The organism is Streptosporangium fragile (genome assembly GCF_039534445.1).
Classification (GTDB): domain Bacteria; phylum Actinomycetota; class Actinomycetes; order Streptosporangiales; family Streptosporangiaceae; genus Streptosporangium; species Streptosporangium fragile.
In genome coordinates, this window is record NZ_BAAAVI010000028.1 from 63,692 (window position 1) to 89,705 (window position 26,014).

A 26,014-nucleotide genomic window follows, 5' to 3' on the forward strand; every position below is an offset into this window, starting at 1 on the left:
TCAGTCGAACAGGTCGGGCTCGGCGGCGACGATCTGGTCGTGGAGGGGCTGGAAGTTGATCCAGCCGACCAGGTCGTTGCCGATCTGGCCGTGGGTGAGCTTGGCGTTCTCGTGGCTGATGGGGACGGTCGGACCGGCGGCCTTGGCCAGGAGCTGGGCCTGGCACGAGCGCTCCATCGTGATGAACCACCAGGCGGCGGCGTCGACGCTGTCGCCGACGGTGAGCAGGCCGTGGTTGCGCAGGATGACGGCCTTGTGGGAGCCGAGGGCCTGGGCGATGCGGCGGCCCTCCTCGGTCTCCACGACCACGCCGGTGTAGTCGTCGAACAGGGCGTGGTCCTCGTAGAACGCGCAGGCGTCCTGGGTGAGCGGCTCCAGGAGGGTACCGAGCGACGACAGGGCCTTGCCGTACACCGAGTGGCTGTGCGCGGCGGCGACCACGTCCGGCCTGGCCTGGTGGACCATCGAGTGGATCGCGAACGCGGCCTGGTTGACGTGGTGGCGCCCCTCCACCACCTGACCGTCGTGGTTGACGAGGATCAGGTCGCTCACCTTGATGTGCTTGAAGGACATCCCGAACGGGTTCACCCAGAAGTGGTCGGTGTGCTCGGGGTCGCGGACGGTGATGTGGCCGGCCACGCCCTCCTCGAAGCCGAACCTGCCGAACAGCCGCAGGGCGGCGGTCAGGCGTTCCCGACGGTGGCGGCGCTCCTGCTCCACGGTCTCGAACTTCTGCGGCAGCCGGAAGGTGAGCTGGTCCGCGGGGACCGGCTGCAGGTCGGACAAGCTCATCGTGCCTCCAAGACAGTCGTCGTGGGTGCGCGGCGGGCCCCGTCCGGCACCCGGCCGACCTCCACGCCCCACTTGCCGGAATTAAGATCTACCTACTGTCCGGTAACACGATAATCGGTGGCGACCCGGCGGTACATCCCCTCCGGGGCCCGCGCGGGGCCGCGGAGCCGCCCGCCGTCCCGGAGACACCCCCACGCCCCACGACGGTCCCCGCCCGGCACCCGGCGGCACCGCCCGCCCCACCGCCCGCCCCACGGCACCGCGCCCGCCGCGGCCACCCCGCCCCCGCACCCGGCGGCACCGCACCCGCCGCGGCAGCCCCGCCCCGCGACATCCCGCACGCGTCCGGTCCTGTACGTCGCCGATCTTTGGACCACAATGTGCGCAGAGGTGGAACGGGAGCCCGGGGACGGGCGTTGGAGGGAACGTGGGCTCGATAACTCAACGCATCAGGCGGTTCCTCGAACGTCCTGGCTCCCTCGACCTGTCGGCGTTCAACCGGACCGTGGCGGAGGCCGGGGCCCGGGAGGAGCGGATCCGCGCGCTCGACGAGTTGCCCACGCCCTCGACCGACGACCTGGCCGAGTTCTGCGCGATCGCCCGGGAGGCGGCCCACCGCGCGCTGGGTCTGCGCCCGTACGACGTGCAGCTGGCCGGCACGCTGGCGATGCTGTCGGGCAACGTCGCGGAGATGGCCACCGGCGAGGGCAAGACCCTGTCCGGGGCGATGGCCGCCGCCGGGTACGCCCTGCAGGGCAAGCGCGTCCACGTGATCTCGGTCAACGACTACCTGGCCCGGCGCGACGCCGAGTGGATGGGCCCGCTGTACGAGGCGCTCGGCGTGTCGGTCGGCTGGATCGGCCAGACCTCCACGCCCGAGGAGCGCCGGGCGGCCTACGCCAAGGACGTGACGTACGGCTCGGTCAGCGAGATCGGCTTCGACGTGCTGCGCGACCGGCTCGCCACCGACGTGGCCGATCTCGTCGTGCCCGCACCGAGCGTGGCGCTGGTCGACGAGGCCGACTCGGTGCTGGTCGACGAGGCCCGGGTGCCGCTGGTGCTGGCCGGGGCGTCCGACCCGGGTGACGCGGTGCCGGAGATGGCGGCGCTGGTCCGGCAGCTGGTCAAGGGGTACCACTACGAGATCGACGACCAGGCGCGCAACGTCCACCTGACCGCCAAGGGCATCGACACCGTCGAGCAGGCGCTCGACGTCACCCTCTACGACAGCGCGGAGACGCTGACCGAGGTCAACCTCGCCCTGCACGCGCACGCTCTGCTGGCCAAGGACGTCGACTACATCGTCCGCGACGGCAGGGTGCACCTGATCAACCCGTCGCGGGGCCGGGTGGCGCTGCTGCAGCGCTGGCCGGACGGCCTGCAGGCGGCGGTGGAGGCCAAGGAGGCGCTGCCGGCGTCGGAGACCGGCGAGATCCTCGACTCGATCACCGTCCAGGGGCTGATCACCCGCTACCCCGAGAAGTGCGGCATGACCGGCACGGCGGTCGCGGTCGGCGACCAGCTGCGGGAGTTCTACGGCCTCAAGGTGGCCGTGATCCCGCCCAACCGGCCGTGCGTGCGCGTCGACGAGCCGGACCGGCTGTTCGAGTACCGGATGGAGAAGGACCTCGCGCTGGTCGAGGAGATCGTCGAGGTGCACGCCACCGGGCGGCCGATCCTGATCGGCACCCTCGACGTGGCCGAGTCCGAGCGCCTGGCGCTCACCCTGAGCGGCCGGGGGCTCGAGTGCGTGGTGCTCAACGCCAAGAACGACGCCGAGGAAGCGGAGATCATCTCCCGGGCCGGCGAGCGCGGCGCGCTCACGGTCTCCACCCAGATGGCCGGGCGCGGCACCGACATCCGCCTCGGCGAGGGCGTCGAAGAGCTCGGCGGGCTCTACGTCATCGGCTCCGGGCGGCACACCAGCAGCCGCCTGGACGACCAGCTCCGCGGGCGCGCCGGCCGGCAGGGCGACCCCGGCGGCTCGGTCTTCTTCGTCAGCGGCGAGGACGAGCTGATCGCCCACTACGTCGCCGACGAGTACGCCAAGGGCGTGCCCGAACGGTCCCTGGTGGGCCACGCCCAGCGGGTCGCCGAGGGCGTCAACATGGAGATCCACCGCAACACCTGGCGCTACACCCGCCTGCTGGAGCGCCAGCGCGGCCTGGTCCTGGAACGCCGCGACCGGGTCCTGCGCGACCGGGTGGCCGGTGACGCCCTCGCCGCGGCGGTGCCCGAGCGGTGGGCGGAGCTGGTGGACGACCTCGGCGAGGAGGCGCTGCGCGAGGCCGCCCGCCAGATCGTCCTGTTCCACCTCGACCGCTGCTGGGCCGAGCACCTGGCCTACCTGGCCGAGTTGAGGGAGGGCATCCACCTGCGCGCCCTCGGCCGGCTCAACCCGATCGACGAGTTCCACAAGGACGCCGTCCCCGCCTACGAGCGGCTGCTCGCCGAGATCGAGTCGCGCTCGGTCGAGACCTTCCGGACCGCCGCGGTCACCGCCGACGGCCTCGACCTCGAGGGCGCGGGCCTCAAGCGCCCCACCGCCACCTGGACGTACCTCGTCCAGGACAACCCCTTCGGCACCGAATGGGACCGCATCCTCAACCGCCTGACCACCAAACTCCGCCGCCGCTGACCGGACCCCGCACCGGTCCGGGGACGCGCTGACCGGGAGCGCGCGTGGACGGCCCGCCGGCCCCGGTGACCGGGGCCGTCACACCAGGCGGGTGACGGCCCCGGTGACCGGGTGGTGACCGGGGCCGTCACACCAGGCGGGTGATCCGCCGTACGTCATCCCGGCGACGCGCGGCGCCGGGGCCGGCCCGTGAGCGGCGTCGCGGACTCGCGGACTCGCGGCTCCGGAACGCGGCCAGGGCCGGCACCGTCTCCCTGGGACTTTCCGCCGTGAACGGACGGAAGAGCCCGAAGATGCAAGGGGGTGAGGTCTTTCGCCGTCGCATGTACGCCATCTTGATTTCAGGGCAGACATCACGACATTCGTTACATAGTAGGTAATGGTTTCGCCAAGGGGCGGCGGTTATCGTGGTACGCGTGACCACCACCAGCGCACCCCGACCGGTCGGCGAGCTCCTGCGCCAGTGGCGGGAACGCCGGCGGATGAGTCAGATGGATCTCGCGATCCAGGCCGACATCTCCACCCGGCATCTGAGCTTCGTGGAGACCGGCAGGTCGAAGCCGAGCAGGGAGATGATCCTGCATCTCGCCGAGGAGCTGGACCTCCCCCTCCGCGAGCGCAACCACCTGCTTCTCTCCGGCGGCTTCGCGCCGCTGTACTCGGAGACACCGCTCAGCTCCCCGCACATGGCGTCCGTGCGGGAGGCGCTGGGGCAGGTGCTGAGCGGGCACGAGCCGTACCCGGCGGTGGTCGTCGACCAGCGCTGGAACCTCGTCGACCGCAACTCCGCCACCGGCCTGCTCCTGCGCGGGGTCGCCCCGGAGCTCCTGGAGCCACCGGTCAACGTGCTCCGGCTCAGCCTGCACCCCAAGGGCATGGCGCAGCGGATCATCAACCTGGGCGAGTGGCGGGCCCACCTGCTGCACCGGCTCCGCCGCCAGATGAGCCTGACCGCCGACCCCGACCTGGCCTCGCTCTGGCACGAGCTGGAGGGCTACCCCTGCGACCAGCCCGAGCCCGAGATCGAGCGCCCGGGGCCGGGCGACATCGTCGTACCGCTCCGGATCCGCCGCGGCTACCGGGAACTCGCCTTCTTCAGCACGATGGCCACCTTCGGCACCCCGCTGGACATCACCGTGGCCGAGCTGGCCATCGAGGCCTACTTCCCGGCCAACCCGGAGACCGCCGCCTACCTGCAGCACCAGCACCACCCCGACTGACACCGCGCCCGCCCGGCAGGCCTCCGCCGGGACACCCGCCAGGACCAGGCGCGGTGATAATCTGCCCAAATCCCCCTTTTTGCGATCGCGGGACACGGGAGCACGGATGGGGGAATGGTTCGCGACGGAGATCGTGGCGACGGGCAAGCTCCGCCTGTTCTGCTTCTTCGTCTTCTTCATCGGCACGTTCGTCTTCATCCGGGTCAGCGTCCGCCTGATCCGCGCCGAGGTGAAGTGGTGGCCGGGAAACGTCACGTCCGGCGGAGTGCACATCCACCACGTCGTGTTCGGCGTGGTCTTCATGTGCGTGGGCGGCGTCAGCGGGCTGGCCGTGCAGAACGGCACCTCCGCCGCCGCCGGGTTGCTCGCCGGGCTCTTCGGCGCCGGGACCGCACTCGTGCTGGACGAGTTCGCGCTGGTGGTCCTGCTCGACGACGTCTACTGGAAGGAGCAGGGCCGTCTGTCGGTGGACGCCGTCTTCGTGGCCGCCGCGATGTGCGGGCTGGCGTTGCTGGGCGCGAGCCCGCTGGAGCTCGGCGATGTCCTCAACCCGGGGCCCGACGAGGATCTGCTGTCCACCGGGCAGATCGCGCTGGTGGTCGGCGTCAACCTGGCGCTGTCGGTGATCGCCCTGGGCAAGGGGAAGATCTGGACCGGCCTGATCGGGATCTACCTCACCCCGCTGGCGCTGGTCGGCGCGGTCCGGCTGGCCCGCCCCGGCTCCCCGTGGGCACGCCGCCGCTACAGGCCGGGCTCGTGGAGGCTGCGCAGGGCGGAGTGGCGGGAGCGGAAGATCCACCAGCCGATCGAGCGGTTCCTGGACGAGATCCAGAACCTGGTGGCCGGACGTCCGTCGCCGAAGTCCTGAACGGGCACGACAGCGCGCCCGTACGCCCGTGCACCCGAGGCGGGGTGCGGCACGCTCCCCATGCCACACCCCGCCGGCTCTGCCGGTATCAGCCGGACACGTCGACACCGTCCCGGGCCCGGGATCCGCCGGCGTCGGGAACGCCGGCTTCTGGCTCGGCGGCTCCGACCTCGGCGGCGCCGGGCCTCTTCGCCCGGGACGCCGCGACCCTCGCCAGGACGACGTCGAGCACGAGGAACGCGGCCAGCGAGACGCCGAGGAGCGGGAGGAAGACGCCCAGCGCGACCACCGCCGCGGCCAGGGGCAGGACCGCGGCGAGCGGCAGGCGCCGCAGGTTGCCGCGCCCGTACGGGGTGCCGAAGCCCCGGGTCGGGCGGCGCAGCCACCACATGCGGTAGCCCCACACGATGAGGCAGATCAGCCCGGTGGCCAGGGCGGCCAGGAGGACCTGGTTGGGCAGGCCGAACAGCAGGCCCATGTGCCCGTCGATGCCCCAGCGGGTCAGCTTGGCGGCGAGGGGGTAGTCGTCGAAGCGCAGCTCGGCGGTGACCTGACCGCTCACGGGGTCGACCGCCACCTGGTCGTTGCGCTGCGGCCAGAGGCGGTCCATCTCCTTGACGATATACAAGGCCCCGGGTTCGGCCGGCCAGACGATCTCCAGGGGCCCGGACAGCCCCTTGCCGGCCGCCGCCCGGACGACCTGATCGGCGTCGGCGGGGTGGGCGGCGCCGTGGCGCTCGTGGCCCCCGGCTCCGTGGGCGCCGTGGTCGCTCGCGGCCGAGGAGATCGACGGGGTGGACCAGTCGAGTGCCGACTGGAGCACGTCCACGTTCGCTCCGGCGTACTTCGACCAGGTCAGGCCGGTGGCCGAGAGGAAGAGCAGGCCGACCAGCGCCCACAGGCCGACCGAGCCGTGCCGGGAAAGGGTTCCGCGCAGGCCGCGGGCGCGGCGCTCGGGTGCGACGATGCGGCGCAGCCGCCGGCCCGCCCGGCGCCTGCGGGTCGTCCAGAGCACGACTCCGCCCAGTGCGACCGCCCAGAGCCAGCTTGCGGCCAGTTCGCTGTAGAGGCGTCCCGGCTCGCCCAGGTGCAGGTGCCGGTGGAACTGGGAGATCCACGTCCGCACGGGCAGGGCGCCGGAGCTGCCGTAGCTCTCCAGGACGCCCCGGACCTCGCCGGTGTAGGGGTCGACGAAGACCGCGAGCCGGGTGCTCTCCGCCAGGCCGGGCACGTCGAGCAGCACCCGGGTCGTCTGGCCGGGTTCGGCGGCGGGCCGCACGGCGCCGACCGTTCCCCCGGGGTGCGCGGCGGTCGCGGCGGTGACCTGCCGCGCCAGTGGCAACCGCTCCTGCCCGGCCGGGACGGGGACGGTCAGCTCGTGGGCGTGGACGACCTTCTCCAACTGGAAGGAGGCCGCGTACAGCAGGCCGGTCACCGCCGCCACCAGCAGGAAGGGGGCGACGAGGATCCCGGCGTAGAAGTGCAGGCGGAGCAGGAGCGCGCGCAGCGTCGCCCAGGTCGAGGGGGCGGCGGGCGTGGCGGGTCCGGTCTCGGGCCGGACGCCGACGTCGGACGTCATGGGTGGCTCTCCGTTCACGGGGAACGCGCACACCGACGGGTACGCGTCACCACGACAGGGGGTTCGGAGGCGGGCCGCCACGCGGACGGGACGGCGCCGATCCGCCCCGTCCCGGTACGGGCAGGGCGGGCAGCGGGCATGCCGGCACGGGCGGTCACGTGGGCCGGGCGTACGCGCCGCCGGTGGCGGCGGCACCCGGGGAACGTGGCGCGTGCGCCGGTCCCCGGCCGGCCGGAAACGAGCAGGCGGAGACGCGGGCGCGGCGGCCCGATCGGGTGAACTCAGCTGACGGAGAACGGGACCGGCGGACCACGCCGGGAGACGGCGGCGGCGAGGAGCCGGGTGACGAGCGGGACGCGGTCGTGGCGGCGGGCGGGGACGGCGGCCCGGCGGGCCGAGGCGGGGAGCCGCCACAGCAGCACGGTCAGGAACGAGGCGACGAGCAACCAGAGGAGCAGGGCCAGGCCCGACTCCCCGCGCTCCAGCCAGTACGCCGACAGCAGCGCCATCCCGACGTGCACCAGCAGCATGAACAGGCCGGCGGACAGGCCGCCCGCGTGCTGGTGCCCCTGGAGCGGCGGCGGCACCGCACCTGCGGAGAACCACAGGTGCAGACCGTACTGCGCGGCGAAACTCGCGCCCATCAGCACGCCGAACCCGCATCTGCGGCGAGCGAGGAGGAAGGCCCCCGCCGCCACGGGCGGGATCGCCCAGCTCAGGGTTTCCGGCTCCACCGGGGAGCCCCCGGCCAGCACGTGCATGGCCAACGAAGCCGTCACACACGCGACCGCGAACACGGCGGCGCGGAGAAGGCGAAGGACATGCATGGGGAAATGGTGACAGAAATCGATGGATCTGCCAGCCCCTTGATCTGTTCCGGGAGTGCGTATAAGTACCGGTCAAGCTCCCGCCGAAGACCGGTTGAGCACCCGCCTCGTCCAGTGGGCCGGCGATCCGGAACCGCTCCTGACGGCGTGCGGGCCCATCACCGGTAACGGTGCGGGCCCGTCACCCGTAACGGTGCGGGCCCGTCACCCGTAACGACGGACAGGGGCGGGGATCGATCCCCGCCCCTGTCCGTTCCCCTGATCTACTTGACGAGCTTGGCGATCTCCGGGTCGACCGCGTCGGCGACGGTGATCCTACGGTCGATGAGGCCGTTGGCGTGGAAGAGGTCGGCGGCGCGCTGCTGCTCGGCGACGAACTCCTCGGTGACCGGGTGGAGCCCGAAGGGACGCTTGCGCAGGGCGTTCTCCCAGTGGTCGACGTCACCGCCGTCGTCGGCCGCGAACAGCTCGGCCGCGGCGCGGTGGTTCTCCTGGATCCAGGCGTCGGACTCCTGCAGCGCGGCGACGATCGCGGCCAGCTGCTCCGGCTGCTTCTCGGCGAAGTCGCGGCGGGTGAACCAGAGCGAGCGGTGGCTGAACAGCCCGTCGGTGGCGACCAGCTCGCGGACCCGCGTGCGCTCCTCGACCTTGCTGAGCGCCGGGTACGAGCCGACCCAGGCGTCGACCTCGCCGCCGAGGAACAGCTCGGAGGCGTCCACCCCGGCGTCGACCGGCTCGATGTCCTTCCAGCTCAGGCCCACCCTGTCGAGGGCGAACAGCAGCAGCGTGGTCTGCCACGAGCCGTGCCCGAGCGCGACCTTCTTCCCCTTCAGCTCCTCAAGGGAGGTGATCGGCGAGTCGTCGCGCACGACCAGCCTGCCGTTCTCGTGCCGGGAGCCGGAGATCGCGACGTAGACGATGTCGTGCCCCTTGCCCTGGGCGGTCACCGGCGGCGTGGAGCCGGTGCCGATGAAGTCGTACCCGCCGTCGAAGAGGTGGTCGCCGTGGAGCGAGGGCAGCCCCTCGGTCGGCGCGGGCTTCGCCCCGGACGGCAGCGAGCGCAGGTCCACCCACTCGACGTCGGGGATCGCACGCTCCAGGATGCCCCGGTGGCGCAGCACCCACAGGGAGTTGTTGCTGGGAAAGTAGCCGACACGGACGCTCATGAGAGGGTTCCTTCCAGAAGAGGGGATTCGATGCGGAGGTCGTGGCCGCGCAGCAGCGGGAGCACCCGCTCGCCGACGCGGTAGGCCTCCTCCAGGTGCGGGACGCCCGCGAGGATGAAGGCGCCGACGCCGAGGCCGATGAGCTCGTCGAGCCGCTCCGCGACCTGCTCGTAGCTGCCGACCAGGCCGAACGCGGGCCCGCCGCGCAGCAGGTGGAAGCCGCCCCAGACGTTGGGGGTGACCTCCAGGTCCCGGTGACCGGTGATCGCCCCGGTGACGAACGACCGGCTGCGCTGCCAGCCGATGGAGTCGCCGGTGGCGTCGCGGAGGACGGACGGGTCGATGTTGTCCCAGCCGCGGCGGATCTCGTCCCAGGCCTCCTCCTCGGTCTCCCGGGCGAGCACGTCGATCCTGACGGCGAACTTGGGGTCGCGGCCGCCGACCGCCCGGACCTGGTCGAACTTCTCGGCCAGCGCGTGGAAGGGCTCCAGCCACGACAGGTAGTAGTCGGCGTGCCGGCCGGCCGCCTCGATCGCGGCCCTGGACGAGCCGGAGAAGTAGATCTCGGGGAACGGCTGCCCGGCCAGCGCCGGGGGCAGCCCGGCCCCCTCGACCCGGTAGAAGCGGCCGTCGAAGTCGAACGGCCCGCCGTGCCAGACGCCCTTGAGCACGTCGAGGAACTCCGAGGTGCGCGCGTAGCGGTCGTCGTGGTCGACCCGGTCGCCCCACCAGAGCTGGTCGGGCCCGCCGCCCCCGGAGATGATGTTGTAGACGACGCGCCCCCCGGTGGCCCGCTGCAGGCTCGCCGACATGCGGGCGGCCTGCACCGGGTGGAGGAACCCCGGCTGGAAGGCGATCATGAAGCGGTAGGTGGTCGTCTCCCTGGCCAGGGTCGCGGCGGCCGCCCACGGGTCGTCGGTGTTGGGGAACGACGGGAGCAGCCCGCCGACGAACCCGGAGATCTCCGAGGCGCGGGCGACGTCGCCCATGTGCTCGACGTAGCTGTAGCCGTCCCGCTCCCCGTCCCGGATGCCGGGCGCCAGGCTGCCGGGCGCCACCGGCGCCCACTCCCCGCGGCTGGCCACCCTGCGCCGGAGCGAGGGCTGGTCACCGTGCGTCCCGATCCGCCAGTAGATGTCAACGGACATGAGCCTTCTCCTTCGCCAGCAGCGGCAGCAGCCGCTCGCCCAGGCGGTAGGTCTCCTCGATGTACGGCGCCGCCTCCAGGAAGAAGACGCCGACACCCCGGTCGATGTAGTCGCGGATCCCGGCGGCGACGGTCTCGAACGACCCGACCAGTCCGGGCCCGTGCGCCCGCCCCGGTGAGGGGAACCCCCGCCACAGGCGGGTCCGCGGGTCGGGGTCCGGCAGCGTCCCGGCCGTTTCCCCGCCCGCCGTCCACAGGTGGCGGGCCGCCGCCCACGCCTCGTTCTCGTCGTCCCGGGCCAGGACGGGCAGCCGCAGCCCGTACGCGACCCCGGGCAGCGGCGCCGCCTCGATGTCGTCGTCGGGGTCGAAGACGTGCACGTCGGCGTGGCGGGCCGAGAGCGCGTACGCCTCCGGCGAGGTGCCCGACAGGTGGACCGCCGGGAACCGCCGCCCGGTGAGCGGCGACGCGAAACCGCCCGCGAGGACCTGGTAGAACCGTCCCTCGTACGTGTAGCCCTCCTCGGACCACACGCCCTTGGCGACGGTGAGGAACTCCTCGGCCCGCGCGTACCGGTCCGGTCCCTCCAGGAAGTCGCCCTGCGCGCGGGCCACGGCCGGGTCGAGGTCGACGTCGAGCCACCAGTCGAGGCGGTCGGCGGAGAAGCGCTGCAGGGAGGCGGAGACCTTGGCCGCGTAGACGGGCGTGGCGATACCGGGGTGGAACCCGGCCACCAGCCGCAGCCAGCGGCTCTGCCGCAGCAGTCCCGCCGCGACGACCAGCGACTCCTCCCCCTCCGGGTCGAACGGGGCGAACGCCCCGCCGAACCCCGCGATCTCCGCGGCCCGGCCAGCCTGGGCGAGGTGGTCGAACGGCCCGAACGCCCGCCGGAGGTCGGTGACGAACCCCGGGAAGTCCGGCCGGGGGCCGCGCCCGCCGTCTCCGCCGGCAGGCAGCGTGATCACGAACCTGGCCATCAGCGCGCCGCCTTCCCGGACGCCAGGGCCGGCTCTCCGGCGGCCCGCTCCCGGACGGCCCCGCCCTCGCGGCCCGCCGCGGCCTCGTGCTCCGCGCGTCCCTCTCCGGTCAGCGGTTCCGGCTCCCTGGCCGGCCCGGCGCCGGGGCCCTGGGCGGTTTCCCCCTCGCGGCCCGGCGCGGCCCCGCCCTCGGCCTCCGCGGCGAGCCTGGCGCGTGCCGTCGCGAGCGGCTCGTACGCCGCCCACGCCTCCACGTCGACGTCCGCCGCGAGGAAGCCGTGGAGCAGCAGGAAGTCCTTCTGGACCCGGAGCAGGTCCAGCCGCTCCCGGGACAGGTCGGGGTGGAGGTTCCGGTGGAAGTCTCCCCGGTAGGCGGCGGTGACCCCCTCCGCTCCGGAACGGGTCTCCGCGGCCAGGATGCCGCGGACGGCCTCCAGGTTGCCCGCCGCCCAGTCTGCGGCGCGCAGCGTCCGGGTGAGGAAGGCGACCACGAGGTCCGGGTGCTCGGTGAGCAGGTCCTCGTGCACGGTGATCGGCCGTGGGGTGCCGTTGTTGACCCGGGTACGGCGGTCGGGGTGCGCGTCCAGGTCGACCGCGACGACGGCGCCGATCTCCCGGGCCTGCTCGGCGGAGCGGGCCCCCTTGACGTAGACCGCGTCGACCGCGCCGTCCGCGAGCTCCCTGAGCCCCGGCCAGGTGTGCGCCCGGCCGGTCGCGTCCCGCCCGACGCCGGGCTCGGGCTGGTCCACCTCGACGAAGGTCACGTCGTCGACGGTGAGCCCGGCCTGCGAGAGCGCCCCCTTGATCCCGTGCAGGGCCATCGCCCGGGGGAAGCTCCTGGCCCGCGTCCCCGCCCAGCGCGGCAGGGCGACCCGCGCGCCGCGCAGCCCGGCCGCGCCGGTGACGCCCGACTCCGGGCGGACCAGGATCGACTGCCACTCCTCGATCCAGGTGAGCCCGATCAGCCGGGTCCGCGCGCCCTCCGAGCGCGCGACCAGCGCGGGAACGTTTCCGCCCTCGCGGAACAGTCCCAGCAGCCGGTGGTCGAAATGGTGCTCGGCCAGTTCGGGGCCGGCGTCCTGGAGGACCCCGACCTCGCCGAACTCCTCGTCCAGCCAGCCCAGGTTGTAGGCCAGGCCGCTGGCGGTGGGCACCGGGCAGCGGGTGAACCAGATCTTCTCAACGGTGGACGACACGTGACTCCTCGTCAGTGCTCTTCGGTGTTCGCCAGTGCTTCTCACTGCTTTTCACTGCTTGTGGGGTTCTTCGGCGCTCGCCGGTGCTGTTCGGCGCTCGCCGGCGCTGTTCGGTGCTCGCCGGCGCTGTTCGGTGCTCGCCGGTGCTGTTCAGTGGGCCCCGGCGGCGACGCCGAGGTGTGACAGGAACAGGCGCCGGTGGGCGATGAAGGCGGGATCGCCGCGGTCACGCGGGTGCGGGAGGTCGATCCGCTGCTCGACGGCGAAGGAGCCCTCCCGCAGCACCGCGATCCGGTCGGCCAGCCGCACGGCCTCGTCCACGTCGTGCGTGACGAGCACGACGGCGGGGCGGTGCCGCGCGCACAGTTCGGCGACCAGTTCCTGCATCTGCAGCCGGGTCAGCGCGTCGAGCGCGGCGAACGGCTCGTCGAGCAGGAGCAGCTCGGGGTCGCGGACGAGCGCCCTGGCCAGGGCGACCCGCTGCGCCTCGCCGCCGGAGAGCGTGGCCGGCCACGCCCTGTCGTACCCCTCCAGCCCGACCTCGGCCAGCGCGGCGAGACCCGCGGGCCTGGAGCTCCGGGGCAGCCCGAGGGTGACGTTGGCGAGCACCCTGCGTGCCTGGACCAGGCGCGGCTCCTGGTAGACGGTGGTACGGCGCGGCGGGGCGAGGACGGTGCCCGCGTCGGGCAGTTCGAGGCCGGCGAGGATCCGCAGCAGGGTCGTCTTGCCGGTGCCGCTCGGCCCGAGCAGGACGAAGAACTCCCCGCGCCCGATCTCCAGGTCGATCCCGTCCAGTACGGTCTTGGCCCCGAACGCCTTGCGCAGCCCCTTGATCCGCACCGCGCTCATCGGGCGGCCACCTGTCCGCGCCACGGCATGGCCAGCCGCTCCACGCCCCGGATCAGCAGGTCGATCACCAGCCCGAGCACCGCGTAGATCAGGATGCACAGGACCATGTAGTCGCTGCGGTAGTACTGCTGGGCGAGGGTGACGAGATAGCCGATGCCCTCGGTGGCACCGATCTGCTCGGCGGCGATCAGGCCGGTGAGCGAGACCGACAGGCAGATGCGCAGCGCCATCAGGATGTTCGGCAGCGCCGTCGGGATGATCACCCCGACGGCCAGCCGCACGCCGCCGAGCCCGAACCCCCGGGCCGCCTCGACCGTCTTGCGGTCCACGCCGCGGACGCCGAGGTAGGAGTACGCGTACATCGGGCCGGCGGCGGCGACCGCGATCAGCACGACCTTGAACGTCTCCTCCACCCCGAACCAGGAGATGAACAGCGGCACCAGCGCCAGGAACGGCACGGCCCGCTTCATCTGCATGGTCGGGTCGATGAGCTCCTCGCCGAGAGCCGAGAGCCCGGCCACCACCCCGAGCAGCAGCCCGATCCCGCCACCGGCCAGCACCCCGAGCCCGGCCCGGTGCGCCGACGCCAGCAGGTAGTCGCCGAGCTGCCCGGTGGCGACCAGCTCGCCGAGGGCCCCGGCCACCGCGCCGGGCCCGGCGAGCACGTCGGGGGGGATGGCCCCGCTGCTCGTGCCGTACCACCACGAAACGAGCAGGAGCAGCGGGACCAGGATCCGGACGGCCGCGGAGACGGCCGGGCGGCGGCGCCGGGCCCCCAGGTAGCGGGGCGTCTCCAGTGCCCCGGGCGGCGCCGGCATCTCGGCCGCCGGTGCCGGCACCGGCGGCGTCGCGGTGGAGGGGTGCGGGGTCTCCGGCGTGGCAGGGGGTCGCGGCACGGCTTCTGCGACCTTCTCCATCGTCATGACGCGGGCTTCAGCTCGAAGATGACGTCACGCGGGTCCACCTTCACCGAGGCGGGCAGCACGCCGTACTTCTGGAAGACGCCCGCCACGTCGGTCACGAACGTCCCGTCGGCGGCGGTGGCCGGGCGTGGCACGTTGGCGTACCTCGCCTTGGCGATCTCCTCGGCCAGTCTCGGCCCGGAGACGGCCGTGGGGCCCTGGGTGAGGAAGACGTTCTGGAACTTCTCGGGATTCTTCCTCGCCTCGGCGGTGAGCTCCTGCAGGACCTCCAGGTAGACGCGGACCACCTCGGGGTGCCTGTCCAGCAGTTCGGTCCGGGCGGCCTGCATCGTCAGGTCCTGGTCCTTCAGGTCACGGCCGTTGACGATGACCCTCGCCCCCTTGGCCACCGCCTCCGGGTACGCCCTGACGATCGCCCACCAGGCGTCGACCTTGCCGGTGGCGAAGGCCGCGGCGCCCTGGTCGGGGTTGAGGTAGACCCGCTTGACCTGGTCCGCGGGGACGCCGGCCTCCTGGAGCGCGAGCAGCAGCAGGTACTCGCCCCGCCCGCCCTTGTTCACCGCGACCTGCTTGCCGGCGAGGTCCTTGACGCTCTTGATCGGGCTGTCGGGCCTGACGACGAGGCCGTCGGTCTCGGGGGCCGCCGGGTCGGTCACCCGGTCGGTGAAGGAGAAGATCTTGATGTCCTTGCCGTTGGCCAGGTAGCCGAGGACGGGCGAGATGGCGCCCTCCAGCACGTTCACCGACCCGGAGCGGACCGCGTCGATCGTGGCGGTGAACGAGGCGTACGTCCCGCCCCACTCGACCTTGGCCCCGACCTCGGCCAGGCGCTTCTCCAGGATTCCCTCCTTCTTCGCCACCGCCAGCGGCCCCGCGTTTCCCGGGTCCTTGAGCTTGAGCACGGCCCCGCCGTCCCCGCTCCCCGCCGCCGCCACGGCCTTCCCGGTCTCGGTGCCCCCGCACGCGGCGGTGAGCGCGGCCAGCGAGAGCGCCGCGGCCACGACCGCGGCGCGCGTCCGTCGACTCCGTTGACGAGATGTCCACATGGTGAATCGGCCCCTTTGAAGCTTGAGAAGGTGGGGAAACGCGCACGCGGCGGGGCGGCGCCGGCGACGTCGGCGGCGCACGCGGTCACGCGGCGAGACGCGGAAGAGGAATCCGGGAAGGAAGGAGGGGATCGGAGAGGGGCGACGCCGGGGAAGGGCGACGCAGGAGGGAACGATGACTCGGCGCGGTCGCGACGAGACGCCCTCACGGACAGAGGCTGCCGTCCAGGCGCATGTAGTCGACGACCCGCCGGAGGGTCAGGGGAGCATGCGGCACATTCCCTATATTTCAGGTAGGTTTAGGTCAAGTCAAGCCCGTTTCGCGGGCTGATACCGGGAAAGCACCGAATGCCGGCTGACACTGGGCTCGTGGCACCTCAGGGGGTACAAAGGTCACCATGAAACGGCATGCGGCGCGAACGGAGAGATCTTGACGCCCTCCCCCGACGGTCTGCCTGACTACCGCGACCGCGTGCGAGGCTGCCTGCTGGGCGGCGCGCTCGGCGACGCGCTGGGCGCCCCGGTCGAGTTCGAGTCGATCGGCCAGATACGCAGGCAGTACGGCCCCGAAGGGCTGACCGATCTCGCCCCCGACTGGCGCGGCACGGTCGGTCTGATCACCGACGACACGCAGATGACCCTGTTCACCGTGGAGGGCCTGCTCCGCGGCGGTGACGTGGCCGCCGTCCACCACGCCTACCTGCGCTGGCTGGACACCCAGCAGCACGCCTCCCCCCTCATAGCGAACGGCGGCTTCCGCACCGGCCGGCTCCGCGAGCAGAAATGGCTCTACTCCAGGCGGGCCCCCGGCAACGCCTGCCTGTCCGGCCTGCGCCGCCGCCAGGCCCCCGCCCCCGCCCCGCCCGGTCTCCCCGGCCCGGTCAACCCCGACTCCAAGGGCTGCGGAACGGTCATGCGCTCGGCTCCCTTCGGCCTGCGCGCGCCGGACCCCCGCCACGCCTTCGACCTGGCCGCCGCGTGCGCCCAGCTCACCCACGGCCACCCCACCGGCGCCCTCGCCGCCGGTGCCCTCGCCGCCCTCGTCCACTTCCTGGTGGAAGGCGACCCGCTCACGAAGGCCGTACGGAGATCGGCGGACCTGCTGGCGACCTACCCCTCGCACGAGGAGACCGCGCGAGCCGTGGAGGCCGCCGTGTCCCTCGCGGCGGAGGGCGCCCCGTCCCCGGAGAAGGTCGAGTCCCTCGGCGGCGCCTGGGTCGCCGAGGAGGCCCTCGCCATCGCGGTCTACTGCGCCCTCACGCACCCGGAACCGGACGGGTTCCGGGCGGCCCTGCTGCTCGCCGTCAACCACTCCGGCGACAGCGACTCCACCGGCGCCGTCTGCGGCAACCTCCTGGGGGCACTGCACGGGGAGGCGGCGCTGCCGCGCGAGTGGCTGAGACATCTGGAGGGCCGCGAGGCCATCAGGGAACTCGCCGACGACTTCGCGACCCAGCCGGTCGAGGACCACGAGGTCACCGGCGCGTGGCTGGAGAAATACCCCCGAGACTGACCCGCACGGTCACCCCGCGGCCGGCCTGCACCGTCGCCCCCCGCAGTCGGCCCCCGTGGTACCCCCGCGGTCACCCCGCGCAGCCCACCCTCGCGACCCCGGACCGCGCGCCCCGGACCGACCCCCGCGGTCACCCCGCGCGGCCCCGGACCGAACGCCCGGGACCGAGCGCCCGGGGGCAGGTGCCGCTTCCGGACGCCCGGCCCGGGTAGGCATGAGAAATGGGGGAAATCATCATCAGTCGGGTGTACGACGCGGAACCCGCCAAGGGGGCGGTGTTCCTCGTCGACGGGATGTGGCCGCGAGGCGTCCGCAAGGACGACCTCGAACTCGACGGGTGGGTACGCGACGTCGCACCCTCGGCGGACCTCCGGCGCTGGTTCGGCCATCGCCCGGAGCGTTTCGCGGAGTTCCGCACCCGCTACCGGCGGGAACTGGACGGAAACCCGGACGCCGCGCGCCCGCTGCTGGACGCCGCACGCCGGGGACCGATCACCCTTCTCTACGCGGCGAAGGACACCGAGCACAACAACGCCGTGGTCCTGAAGGACTACCTGCGGGACCGCCTCGCGGCGTCCGCCTGACACGGCTCCCCGCCGACGTCCGTTTTACCGGCCCGTGGGGCCTCCGTCGTTGACCCCGCCCGCCGGCATGGCAAGGATCGGGGGACACGGACCACGGAGGTGTTACCCATGGCGAAAGTGCTGATCATCACCGGTGACGCGGCGGAGGACCTGGAGGTGATGTACCCCTACCAGCGGCTGCTGGAGGAGGGGTACGAGGTCGACATCGCCGCGCCGAGCGCCAAGAAGCTCCAGTTCGTGGTCCACGACTTCGTCGAGGGCTTCGACACCTACACCGAGAAGCCCGGACACACCTGGGCGGCCGACGTCGCGTTCTCGGAGGTGGACCCGGGGCAGTACGCGGCGCTGGTCGTGCCCGGCGGGAGGGCGCCCGAGTACATCCGCAACGACCGCCACTGCCAGGAGATCGTCAGGCACTTCGCGGAGAGCGGCAAGCCGATCGCGGCGCTGTGCCACGGGCCGCTCGTGCTGGCCGCGGCGGGGGTGCTGAAGGGACGGGAGAGCAGCGCCTACCCGGCCTGCGCCCCGGACGTCGAGCAGGCGGGCGCGACCTGGGTCGACAGCGAGGCCCACGTGGACGGGAACCTCGTGACCGGGCGGGCCTGGCCCGACCACCCGGCGTGGATGCGCGAGTTCATGAAGGTCCTCCGTACCGCGACCGGCTGAGAGCCGGGTCGCGACCGGCGGGGAGCCAGGGCCCGCCGCTCGGCACCGTCGAAGCGACGGCCGCCGAGGCAAAGGCCCGCCTGCGGGCCCTGGCCACCGCCTCCGGTGAGGCGGGCACCGGCTGCGGGCTCGAACACCGGATCGTCGACGAGAACGGCCGCGCGTTCGAAGAGCGTGCGGCACCCTGCCCCGAACCTCCGTTCCAGTGATCTCCAAGTTGTTTCCCGGCACCTGCCGTGAGACTCGTCATCGGTTCTCACCCCGAAGCGGTGTCAGGAGATCACGGGCATGGACAACGCCGGATACGAAGCCCTCATGGCCGAGTACGCAGAGATCGAGGAGCGGCTGTACACCCGTGCCGTCCTGCGGGACTACCGGCTGGGCCACAGGCTGCGCAGGCAGTTGGAGGCCATGGAGGCGGTCGTCGTCGACGGCTCGCCGGGCGGCTGGGACCCCTACGACCCGTACGACGTCATGATCCGGGTCGAGGCCCTGCGGAACGCGAGCGGCGAGCCGCCCGTCTGGCCGGATCCCTGGGACATCATGAGGCTCTGCCGCCACCACGCCGACCGGTTCGGCTGGAAGACCGTGCCGCTCAACGCGGATTCGGCCCTGACGGTCCTGGCGGTGCGGGCGGGTGAGAGCGGCCCGGGGCCCTGGTCGGTGTTCAAGCGGCTGAGCGGTGTCCACGAGTTCCTCGGCGCCCACGGCGTGCCCGAGGGGGAGGCCGTCCGCTTCGAGATACGGGTCTGGCCCGACGACCACGGCCCCGCGGAACTGCCCGGCCCGCCGGAGGACTGGCGGGAAGACGTCTACCACCGGCAGGGCCCCTCGTGCTCTGGTGGTCCGACCGCGGCGGTCAGGATCACCCACATCCCCTCCGGACGGTGGGTGCGCGGGAACGACTACAGCAAGGAGGCGAATGTCTCCGTCGTCCACGCCGACGCGCGGCGGCTGATGCGGGCCTGGTTGCTCACCGACCGCATCGGCCCGGACGAGCCCGCCCACCGGTTCGTCCGGCCGCCCGCCGAGCCGATCAGCCGCAACATCTGGCGGAGCTGGTCGCCGCCCGACGTCGAGGCGATGATGACGGGCGGGACCTCGGAGGAATACCGGGCGGCCGTTTCGGCCATCTCGGCCGGCGAGCCCGGGAGCGTGGCACGGGATCTGGCGACCGGCACCGGTCCGGACCAGGCCGGGTGACCCGGACCCGAACGGGGGACCCGAGCCCGATCGGATGCCCCGGGTCCACACCCGCGATCCGGACCCGCGCAGGCGACCCGAGCCCGCACGGGTGATCTGAGCCCGCACGGCGACCCGAGCCCGCACGGGTGATCTGAGCCCGCACGGCGACCCGAGCCCGTACCGGCCGCCGGGATCCGGAGCGATCCGGCAGTCCCGGAGGTGGCCTCCGCCGCGATCCGTGACCGCACCGCGCGCTTCGCGTCCTCACCTGGTCATGCCCTCCGACGTGACCCGCCACCCGAGTACGGGAAGCCGCCACCTCCGAGGTGACCTGCGCCACAGCCCGCCGTGCCGCCGGATCGGCGGGCCCACCGCCCTCTACCTCGTCCGTTGACATGTGCGCCGTATGTCGAAATGATCACGCGTCTCGAAGGCATGAATCGGTCCATCCGGATCGCCGAATGACGCTCAGCACTATCAGGGAGAGGTTGTTGATTGTCCGTGACGGACGAGGAGCTTGTCGGCGAGCTTCGCGAGCTTGCCGATCACCCCCATCTGGCGGCCCGCCGAGACCAGCTGCATGACCTCGCAGACGCGATCACCGACCCGGAGGGGGCCGAACGCTGGTGTGAAGTCGACCTGTTCGCCGCCTTCTCCCCCGACGACACCATCCTCGTGGACGGTGAACCGGCGGAGACCACGGTTCCATCGAGGAAAACCGGACGGCGCCGCGGGTTCAGCGCCGCCATCGGTCCCGCCCTCGTCTTCGTACCGATCTTCATCACCTGGCTCGGGCTGATGATGGCCACCGGCGCCTACGGCGAGGTCCTCGACGCCGGCGGGCTGGACGCCGCTCGGCGGCCCTTCCTGGAGATGTGGCAGCAGGGCTTCGACGGCAGGCTGCCCGGGTTCTTCAAGTTCGACAACATCGCGCTCTGCACCCTCGCGGCCATCTTCTGCCTCATCCTCTGGACCGTGTTCGAGAACATCGCGCGGAACACCCGCGAGGACGCCTCGGAGCGGGCGCTCTCAACCCTCCGCGTCCGGCTCCGCGGGGCATTGACCCAGGCGAGTCTCGTGCTCGGCCAGGTCCGGCTCTCTACCCCGGCACGGTTCGGGGCTGAACTCACCAGGACGGCGGCGGACATCGCCTTCGTCGGCACCACCGCGCGCAAGGTGCACGCCGAACTGGTCGAGGTGCTCACCCTGACCCTGGAGGCCACCCGGAAGGCCACGGACGCGCTGACCGGCAGCGCGATCGACGTGCGCGACGCCGTCGAACTCCTGGGCGGGCATCTGGCGGCCATCAACAACACCTGTGACGACCTCACCGCGGCGGTGGCGCGGGCCACGACCGTGATCGACACCGCCGGATCCGCAACCGGTCAGGCCGTCACCAGCGTGGGGAACCAGCTCTCGACGACCATCTCCCAGACCACCCTCGACATGCGGCGCGCGTTCAACGACGAGCTCGTCCGATCCGTGAGGTCGGTCCAGGGCACCGTCTCCGGCCTGAACATCGGGATCGGCAAGCTGGTCGACGCGACGGAGGGCATCAGCCACGCCGTCGACCGCGCGACCGTCTCGATCGACTCGGTCGGCACGTCGACGGAGAAAGCCGTCGACCTTCTCGGCGCCCGGGTCACCGACACCCTCACCGGCGCGGCCAAGGAGTTCCACCGGACCTTCGGGAACACCGGTACGGAGATCCGGGACGCCCTCGAAGGCTGGTCGGTCACCACCGGGGCCTACGTCTCCCGGATCGAACTCGCCTCCGACGTCTCGGGCAGAACGGCCTCCCTCCTGGAGGAGACCCGGGAGGCGCTCGACCGGCTCCCCGTCGTCCTCGCGGACGTTCTGTCCGGCCTGCCGGTGAAGGTGAAGGAACTCACCGGCGGCGAGGTCGCCGATCTGAGGCGGGCGATCACCCGGTTGCAGCTCGCGGTGGACCGCGCGGCCGATGCCCTCGGAACCGCCGTCCCCGGCGAAGGGCCCGGCGGCGGTTCCGGCCGGGGTGCCGGCAGGGATTCCGGCGACGAAACCGGTGACGGCCCGGACCGCCACCAGAGGACCCCGCGGTGACCACCCGCCGGAGGACCTCCACCCTGACCCTGCTGGCCGGCTGGCTCTTCGCCGACCTGCTGCTCGGGCTCACGATCGTCATGCTGGGAGCGCAGGCACCGCCTCCCTCACCCGTCCGGTCCCTGGCGGACGGCGCCCATCCTCTGCCGGGTGCCTCCCCGTCCCCCTCTGACGCGGCCCATCCTCTGCCGGGCGCCTCCCCGTCCCCGTCTGACTCCAGTCGGCCCCTGACGGGGGCCACCGAGCCCCCGTCCGACTCCGGCCGGCTCCCGGCGGAAGAGAACCCCGCTTCGGAAGAAGACCTCGCGGGGAGCCCCGCGGCGGAGGAAACCCCCCTGGTGGAAGAGAGCCCCGCCCCGAAAAAGAGTCCCGGCCCCACCCGGTCTGCTCCTTCACCATCCGCGTCCCCCTGCATCGGCCGCGTCGCAGGCGTCCGGGCGAAGCCGATCACGCTCTCCTTCCGGGTCACTCCCGGTGCCGGTGACGCCGTACTGGCCGCGCAGATCCGGCAGGAGCTGCGCAAGCACCGGGACCGGCTGGCGGGACGGCACGCCGGCATGGTCCTGACCTTCGGCGCCGACGGCGGCACCGGGAACGGTGTTCGCCTGGCCACCCGGGTCAACACGGTCATACGCGAGGCGTACCCGCGCATTTTCGGGACGGCCGTGACCCGGAACTTCCACGACCTCGCCGCGCCGAGCGGGTCGATCTCCATGGAGATCTACTTCATGACCTACGGCTGCTCCCCCGCGTCCGGAAACCCGGGATCGCCTGGCAAGTAAGCGGGCGCTCCCCTTCTCCTCCGGGCCGGTACCCCTCTTTGCCCAGGGCCGGTGACCACGCCGCCCTGGCGTCCATCGCGTCCCCGGCGGTGACGCCTTCCCACCGGGGACACCCTCACCATCGGGGACGCCCTCACCGCCGGGGGAAGCCGTCCGGCGACGCGGTCGAACGACCGCTGATCGACGGGGTCCGAGGCGACATGGTCAAGGCGTGGCCAGGACGTGGCCAGGGGTGGATCTCCGGTGTCCTCCGGCCGGTCGCGGCTCGGCAGCGGTCCGTCCCCACGGCGGCGGCACAGCGGTGGCACAGCCGTGGCACAGCGGCACCGCGCCGCCGCCCCGGTGAAGGTTTCCGGTCACCGCACTAACGAAGCTCAAGTGGCCGCACAAGCAATCCTTAAGCGATCTACAAAGGTAGACATATACCTTCGCAGTCGAATTTATCGACTCTGCGCCCCTGAGCGGAACATACCGGAAGAGAATGTCGACGTCGAGTCCCCTGCCATCATTTCCGTTGCCACGGCAGGTGAAACGCTCCACCCTCGTCCGGCAGGAACACGCCGCGCCTCCGGCATTCACGCGAGTGCCGGACGCAGCCACTTCCGCGCGATCCGGAAAAATCAGGGGCAATGAAAGGAGGGCACCCGTGGACGAGGTCTTCGAGACGGATTCCGCGATAGCGGGATACCTCGAAAGAGTTTCCATGCACCAGGAGATAAGCGCGCTGCGGGCTTCGGCTCTGGAACTGCTGTCCGTCGCCCCGGGCGAGCGCGCGTTGGACGCCGGGTGCGGACTCGGCGACATGGCGAGGCGGTTCGCCGGCCTGGTGGGACCGGACGGGTCGGTGATCGCCGTCGACGTGAATCCCGCGATGACAGCCGCGGCCCAGAAGATTCATGTCACCGATCCGGAAGCCGCAACGGTGACCTATCGTGTCGAAGACATCTGCTCCGTCGAATACCCGCAGGCGTTCGACGTGGTGTGGTGCGAGCGGGTCATGCAACATGTCCCCGATCCGGACTCCGCCGTCCAGAACATGGCGCGCATGCTCTCCCCCGGAGGACGCGCATGCGTCGTCGACGTGGACTGGGAAGCGTTCGTGGTCGACGGAACGGACGAGGCCATGACGGCGCGCGTCCTGGACGCTTTCCGGGCGAAGCTTCCTCAGCCGGCCGTCGGCCGCACGCTGCGCCGCCGGCTCGTGCGAGCGGGGTTGGTCGACCCCGTGGTACGAACGGTCCATCCCGTGCTGACAAGCCTGGCGGAGGCGGCGGCCGTCATCCCCGTCCTCGACAGGCGAGTGTCGAATTCCGTCCCGGAAGCCGATCGGACCGCGTGGTTCGACTCACTGGAGGAGGCCGACGCGCGGGGAGAGTTCATGATGGCCCTGCCGATCTACATGGCTTTCGCGAGAAAACCGTAGCCCCACCGGCGCCCCGCCCCCCGGGGTTCGCTCCGGACCGCACGGCCTCCGGGCGCGGGCCGGGGATGGCCCCGTCGGCCACGAGCCGGCGCCCCCGACGCGGAGCGGCCACGAGCGGACGAGGCAGGCGCCGCGCACCCGGAAACGGCGCACACCGATGAATCGACCCGTCGGCTCCAGGACCGCTCACGACATCCGGGCGCGGGAGACCGCCCCGACGGTTTCGACGGCCGACGACCGACCGCAGGAGAGAAGAATGTTGCGAAGCGCAGGCGACGACCATGACGCATGGAATCACGATCACCCGGCGAGTGATATATCCGACGAGCAAGGCGGCTCTCGCATGAGAGAGAGTTCGCCGCTGGAAAGCATAAAAATCGAGGTCTATCCGATATCCGATCCTCCCGAGTCGTTCGGCAACGAGCCGTGGCAACGAGAGGTCAGAGCGTTCCGCGGCGAGATGATATACGACAACGGCCGCCTTCCCCAGTTCCGCCTTGAGAACGGAGAATTCAGCGACGCCGACGAACACGACTGCCACGCGTACCACATCCTGGGCCGGCTCCGGTCGACGGGAAAACTCATCGCGTCGGCAAGGCTGGCTCCGGTCGAACTCCTGAGTCCCAGCCGGGTGATGGCGATGGACGAGGCGGTCGCGATGCGGCTTCTGAGATCTGAAGGACTCCGCCGGTCCGACGTCCTCGAAGGCGCGCGATGGATCGTCGATCCTCGGCATCGCGGCCGGAGCATCGGGAAACTGCTCGTCGTGACAGGCAATGTCCTGGCACGGCATCTGCGCAGGAAAATGATCTGGGTAGGGGCCATCACCGCCGCCGGGCAGGACGCGACCCTGCGTCGTTTCGGTTTCCGCGAGGCTTCGCCGGAGGAGCACGTCCTGCCCGGGGTGGGTGACCTGGTCAGACTGCTGGCCTGCCGGCCGGAGGAACTGCTCCGGCACCATCCCGTGCTCACCGCGCAGATCACGCCGATCGTGACCGACGCGCTCGCCCGGGTTCGCCTCCCCGGCCGCCCTCAGGGCGAGGACGCTCCCGCCGGGACCTTCAGCCCTCAGGGCGAGGACGCCCCCGCCGGGGCCTCCGGCTCCCAAGGCGGAGGTGTGAGCAAGGCGCTCACTGACAACACGTCCGTATTCCAGGAATGAACCGGCCGTAAATACGGAAATCACATGGACGGCAACCGCGATGACGCTGATTTCGCGCTGCCGTCCGATCCGTCATTGACACCGCCGCCGGGTTTCCCTAACTTTCAGGTGTTCTCGTATGTAGAAGCATTCACATATGTGAAATTGGAGTGTGACCATGTCGCCCCAGAGTCCGTTGTTAGGCCGGCGTCAGGTGCTGGCCGGAGCCGCGGCCACGGCCCTCGGCTTCGCGCTCGTCCCGGCCACCGAAGCGGCGGCCGGGACCGCCGGGCGGCACCCGTTCGGGCGGTACGGATCGCCACTCCGCAGGCTGAACGAGCGCACGCTGTACGTCGACGCCCAGGGCCGGGGCGACCACACCACCGTCCAGGCGGCCGTCAACGCGACGCCGGACGCCCCCGGGCAGGGCTGGACCCTGGTGATCGCGGCCGGGACCTACCGCGAGACGGTCCTGGTGCCCCAGGCCAAGACCGGCCTGACCTTCGCCGGCGCCACCGGCGACGCCCGCGACGTCGTCATCGTCTTCGACAACGCCGCCGGGACGCCCAAGCCCGGCGGCGGCACGTACGGCACGAGCGGCAGCGCCACCACCACGCTCCAGGCCGACGGGTTCACGGCGTTCCACGTGACCTTCGCCAACGACTGGCTGCGCGCCGACCACCCGGAGATCACCGCGACGCAGGCCGTCGCCGTGAAGGTCATGGGCGACCGCTCCTCCTTCCTGGCCTGCCGCTTCCTCGGCCACCAGGACACGCTGTACGCCGACAGCCTCTCCCTGGCCTCCTTCGCCCGGCAGTACTACCGGAACTGCTACGTCGAAGGCGACGTCGACTTCGTCTTCGGCCGCGCCACCGCGGTCCTCGACCGGTGCGAGCTGCACACCCTGATCCGCGACGTGTCGTTCACCCCCTACGGCTACGTCTTCGCCCCCAGCACCGCCGGTGCGAACCCGCACGGTTACCTGGCGACCAGGTGCCGCATCACCGGCGAGTCTCCCGACGGCGCCTACGCCCTCGCCCGCCCCTGGCGTCCCAGCAGCGACCCGACCGCCGTCCCGATGCTGACCGTGCGCGAGACCTGGATCGGCCCCGGGATCGACACCGACACCCCGTACGTGAACATGAGCTCCGGCTACCCCTGGCAGGAGGCCAGGTTCGGGGAGTACCGCAATTTCGGCCCCGGAGCCGCGATCCCCGTCCCCGAGAACAGACCCCAGCTCACCCCCGAGCAGGCGTCCGAGCGGACCGTCGAATCCCACCTCGGCGACTGGAGGCCCGCGATAGCCGGTCGGCGTCCGCGCATCTGAGACAGCGGCTTCGCGTTCACCACGCCGCAATCGCCCAGCCCGCTCCCCTCTCCCAACCCTCGCCCTGTCCTCTCTCCCGCCCC

At 72.0% G+C, this 26,014-nt stretch carries 22 protein-coding genes; 12 read left to right on the forward strand and 10 right to left on the reverse strand.

The genetic code is table 11. The features are described 5' to 3' along the window. Positions 1–792 carry a class II aldolase/adducin family protein gene (locus tag ABD841_RS20145; RefSeq protein ID WP_344973821.1) on the reverse strand — a complete coding sequence of 264 codons (792 nt, stop codon included), beginning with the start codon at positions 790–792 and terminating at the stop codon, positions 1–3. Between the two features lie 436 nt (positions 793–1,228). Here ABD841_RS20145 and secA2 point away from each other — a divergent pair, with 436 nt between their 5' ends. From secA2 to ABD841_RS20160, 3 genes are all read left to right on the forward strand, one after another. Beyond that, positions 1,229–3,430: an accessory Sec system translocase SecA2 gene (secA2, locus tag ABD841_RS20150; protein ID WP_344973916.1), complete on the forward strand. Its 2,202-nt coding sequence runs from the start codon at positions 1,229–1,231 to the stop codon at positions 3,428–3,430. 416 nt (positions 3,431–3,846) lie between these two features. Beyond that, on the forward strand, positions 3,847–4,650 hold the full coding sequence (locus tag ABD841_RS20155) for a helix-turn-helix domain-containing protein (protein WP_344973822.1): 804 nt from the start codon (positions 3,847–3,849) through the stop codon (positions 4,648–4,650). Positions 4,651–4,756: 106 nt separating this feature from the next. Further along, on the forward strand, positions 4,757–5,518 hold the full coding sequence (locus tag ABD841_RS20160) for a hypothetical protein (protein ID WP_344973825.1): 762 nt from the start codon (positions 4,757–4,759) through the stop codon (positions 5,516–5,518). Positions 5,519–5,606: 88 nt separating this feature from the next. Here ABD841_RS20160 and ABD841_RS20165 read toward each other — a convergent pair whose 3' ends face one another. The 9 genes from ABD841_RS20165 to ABD841_RS20205 form a co-directional block, all read right to left on the reverse strand. Then, positions 5,607–7,097, reverse strand: coding sequence for a PepSY-associated TM helix domain-containing protein (locus ABD841_RS20165; RefSeq protein WP_344973827.1), 1,491 nt, complete (start codon positions 7,095–7,097; stop codon positions 5,607–5,609). 281 nt (positions 7,098–7,378) lie between these two features. Beyond that, positions 7,379–7,924 (reverse strand): hypothetical protein, encoded by a 546-nt coding sequence (locus ABD841_RS20170; protein WP_344973829.1) that lies wholly within the window; start codon positions 7,922–7,924, stop codon positions 7,379–7,381. 263 nt (positions 7,925–8,187) lie between these two features. Beyond that, positions 8,188–9,090, reverse strand: coding sequence for an aliphatic sulfonate ABC transporter substrate-binding protein (locus ABD841_RS20175; RefSeq protein WP_344973832.1), 903 nt, complete (start codon positions 9,088–9,090; stop codon positions 8,188–8,190). Next, positions 9,087–10,238, reverse strand: coding sequence for an LLM class flavin-dependent oxidoreductase (locus tag ABD841_RS20180; protein ID WP_344973835.1), 1,152 nt, complete (start codon positions 10,236–10,238; stop codon positions 9,087–9,089). The genes ABD841_RS20175 and ABD841_RS20180 overlap by 4 nt, the downstream gene beginning before the upstream one ends. Continuing rightward, positions 10,228–11,214 (reverse strand): LLM class flavin-dependent oxidoreductase, encoded by a 987-nt coding sequence (locus ABD841_RS20185; RefSeq protein ID WP_344973838.1) that lies wholly within the window; start codon positions 11,212–11,214, stop codon positions 10,228–10,230. The genes ABD841_RS20180 and ABD841_RS20185 overlap by 11 nt, the downstream gene beginning before the upstream one ends. Further along, positions 11,214–12,410 carry an ABC transporter substrate-binding protein gene (locus ABD841_RS20190; protein WP_344973840.1) on the reverse strand — a complete coding sequence of 399 codons (1,197 nt, stop codon included), beginning with the start codon at positions 12,408–12,410 and terminating at the stop codon, positions 11,214–11,216. Before ABD841_RS20190 ends, ABD841_RS20185 begins: the two co-directional genes overlap by 1 nt. Positions 12,411–12,560: 150 nt before the next feature. Next, complete coding sequence (locus tag ABD841_RS20195) at positions 12,561–13,259, reverse strand: ABC transporter ATP-binding protein (RefSeq protein WP_344973842.1); 699 nt, start codon at positions 13,257–13,259, stop codon at positions 12,561–12,563. Beyond that, positions 13,256–14,182, reverse strand: a complete 927-nt coding sequence (locus ABD841_RS20200) for an ABC transporter permease (RefSeq protein ID WP_344973844.1) — start codon at positions 14,180–14,182, stop codon at positions 13,256–13,258. Before ABD841_RS20200 ends, ABD841_RS20195 begins: the two co-directional genes overlap by 4 nt. Further along, positions 14,179–15,183 (reverse strand): ABC transporter substrate-binding protein, encoded by a 1,005-nt coding sequence (locus ABD841_RS20205; RefSeq protein WP_344973846.1) that lies wholly within the window; start codon positions 15,181–15,183, stop codon positions 14,179–14,181. The genes ABD841_RS20200 and ABD841_RS20205 overlap by 4 nt, the downstream gene beginning before the upstream one ends. A 475-nt stretch (positions 15,184–15,658) precedes the next feature. Between ABD841_RS20205 and ABD841_RS20210 the strand changes: the two genes are divergently transcribed. The 9 genes from ABD841_RS20210 (at position 15,659) to ABD841_RS20250 (ending at position 25,931) form a co-directional block, all read left to right on the forward strand. Further along, positions 15,659–16,741: an ADP-ribosylglycohydrolase family protein gene (locus tag ABD841_RS20210; RefSeq protein WP_344973848.1), complete on the forward strand. Its 1,083-nt coding sequence runs from the start codon at positions 15,659–15,661 to the stop codon at positions 16,739–16,741. A 221-nt stretch (positions 16,742–16,962) separates the two neighbouring features. After that, positions 16,963–17,325, forward strand: a complete 363-nt coding sequence (locus ABD841_RS20215) for a DUF488 domain-containing protein (protein WP_344973850.1) — start codon at positions 16,963–16,965, stop codon at positions 17,323–17,325. 108 nt (positions 17,326–17,433) lie between these two features. Beyond that, complete coding sequence (locus ABD841_RS20220; RefSeq protein WP_344973852.1) at positions 17,434–17,991, forward strand: DJ-1/PfpI family protein; 558 nt, start codon at positions 17,434–17,436, stop codon at positions 17,989–17,991. Between the two features lie 288 nt (positions 17,992–18,279). Continuing rightward, a complete protein-coding gene (locus ABD841_RS20225) occupies positions 18,280–19,194 on the forward strand; it encodes a PCRF domain-containing protein (protein ID WP_344973854.1) in 915 nt (304 codons plus the stop codon). Between the two features lie 477 nt (positions 19,195–19,671). Continuing rightward, a complete protein-coding gene (locus ABD841_RS20230; protein ID WP_344973856.1) occupies positions 19,672–21,258 on the forward strand; it encodes a hypothetical protein in 1,587 nt (528 codons plus the stop codon). Beyond that, positions 21,255–22,040: a hypothetical protein gene (locus ABD841_RS20235; protein WP_344973858.1), complete on the forward strand. Its 786-nt coding sequence runs from the start codon at positions 21,255–21,257 to the stop codon at positions 22,038–22,040. The genes ABD841_RS20230 and ABD841_RS20235 overlap by 4 nt, the downstream gene beginning before the upstream one ends. A gap of 646 nt (positions 22,041–22,686) precedes the next feature. Then, positions 22,687–23,463: a methyltransferase domain-containing protein gene (locus tag ABD841_RS20240; protein ID WP_344973860.1), complete on the forward strand. Its 777-nt coding sequence runs from the start codon at positions 22,687–22,689 to the stop codon at positions 23,461–23,463. Positions 23,464–23,719: 256 nt separating this feature from the next. Next, the gene (locus ABD841_RS20245; RefSeq protein ID WP_344973862.1) at positions 23,720–24,625 is read left to right on the forward strand and encodes a GNAT family N-acyltransferase; all 906 of its coding nucleotides are present in this window, start codon (positions 23,720–23,722) and stop codon (positions 24,623–24,625) included. A gap of 157 nt (positions 24,626–24,782) precedes the next feature. Further along, positions 24,783–25,931 (forward strand): pectinesterase family protein, encoded by a 1,149-nt coding sequence (locus ABD841_RS20250; protein WP_344973864.1) that lies wholly within the window; start codon positions 24,783–24,785, stop codon positions 25,929–25,931. The last annotated feature ends 83 nt before the right edge of the window (positions 25,932–26,014 follow it).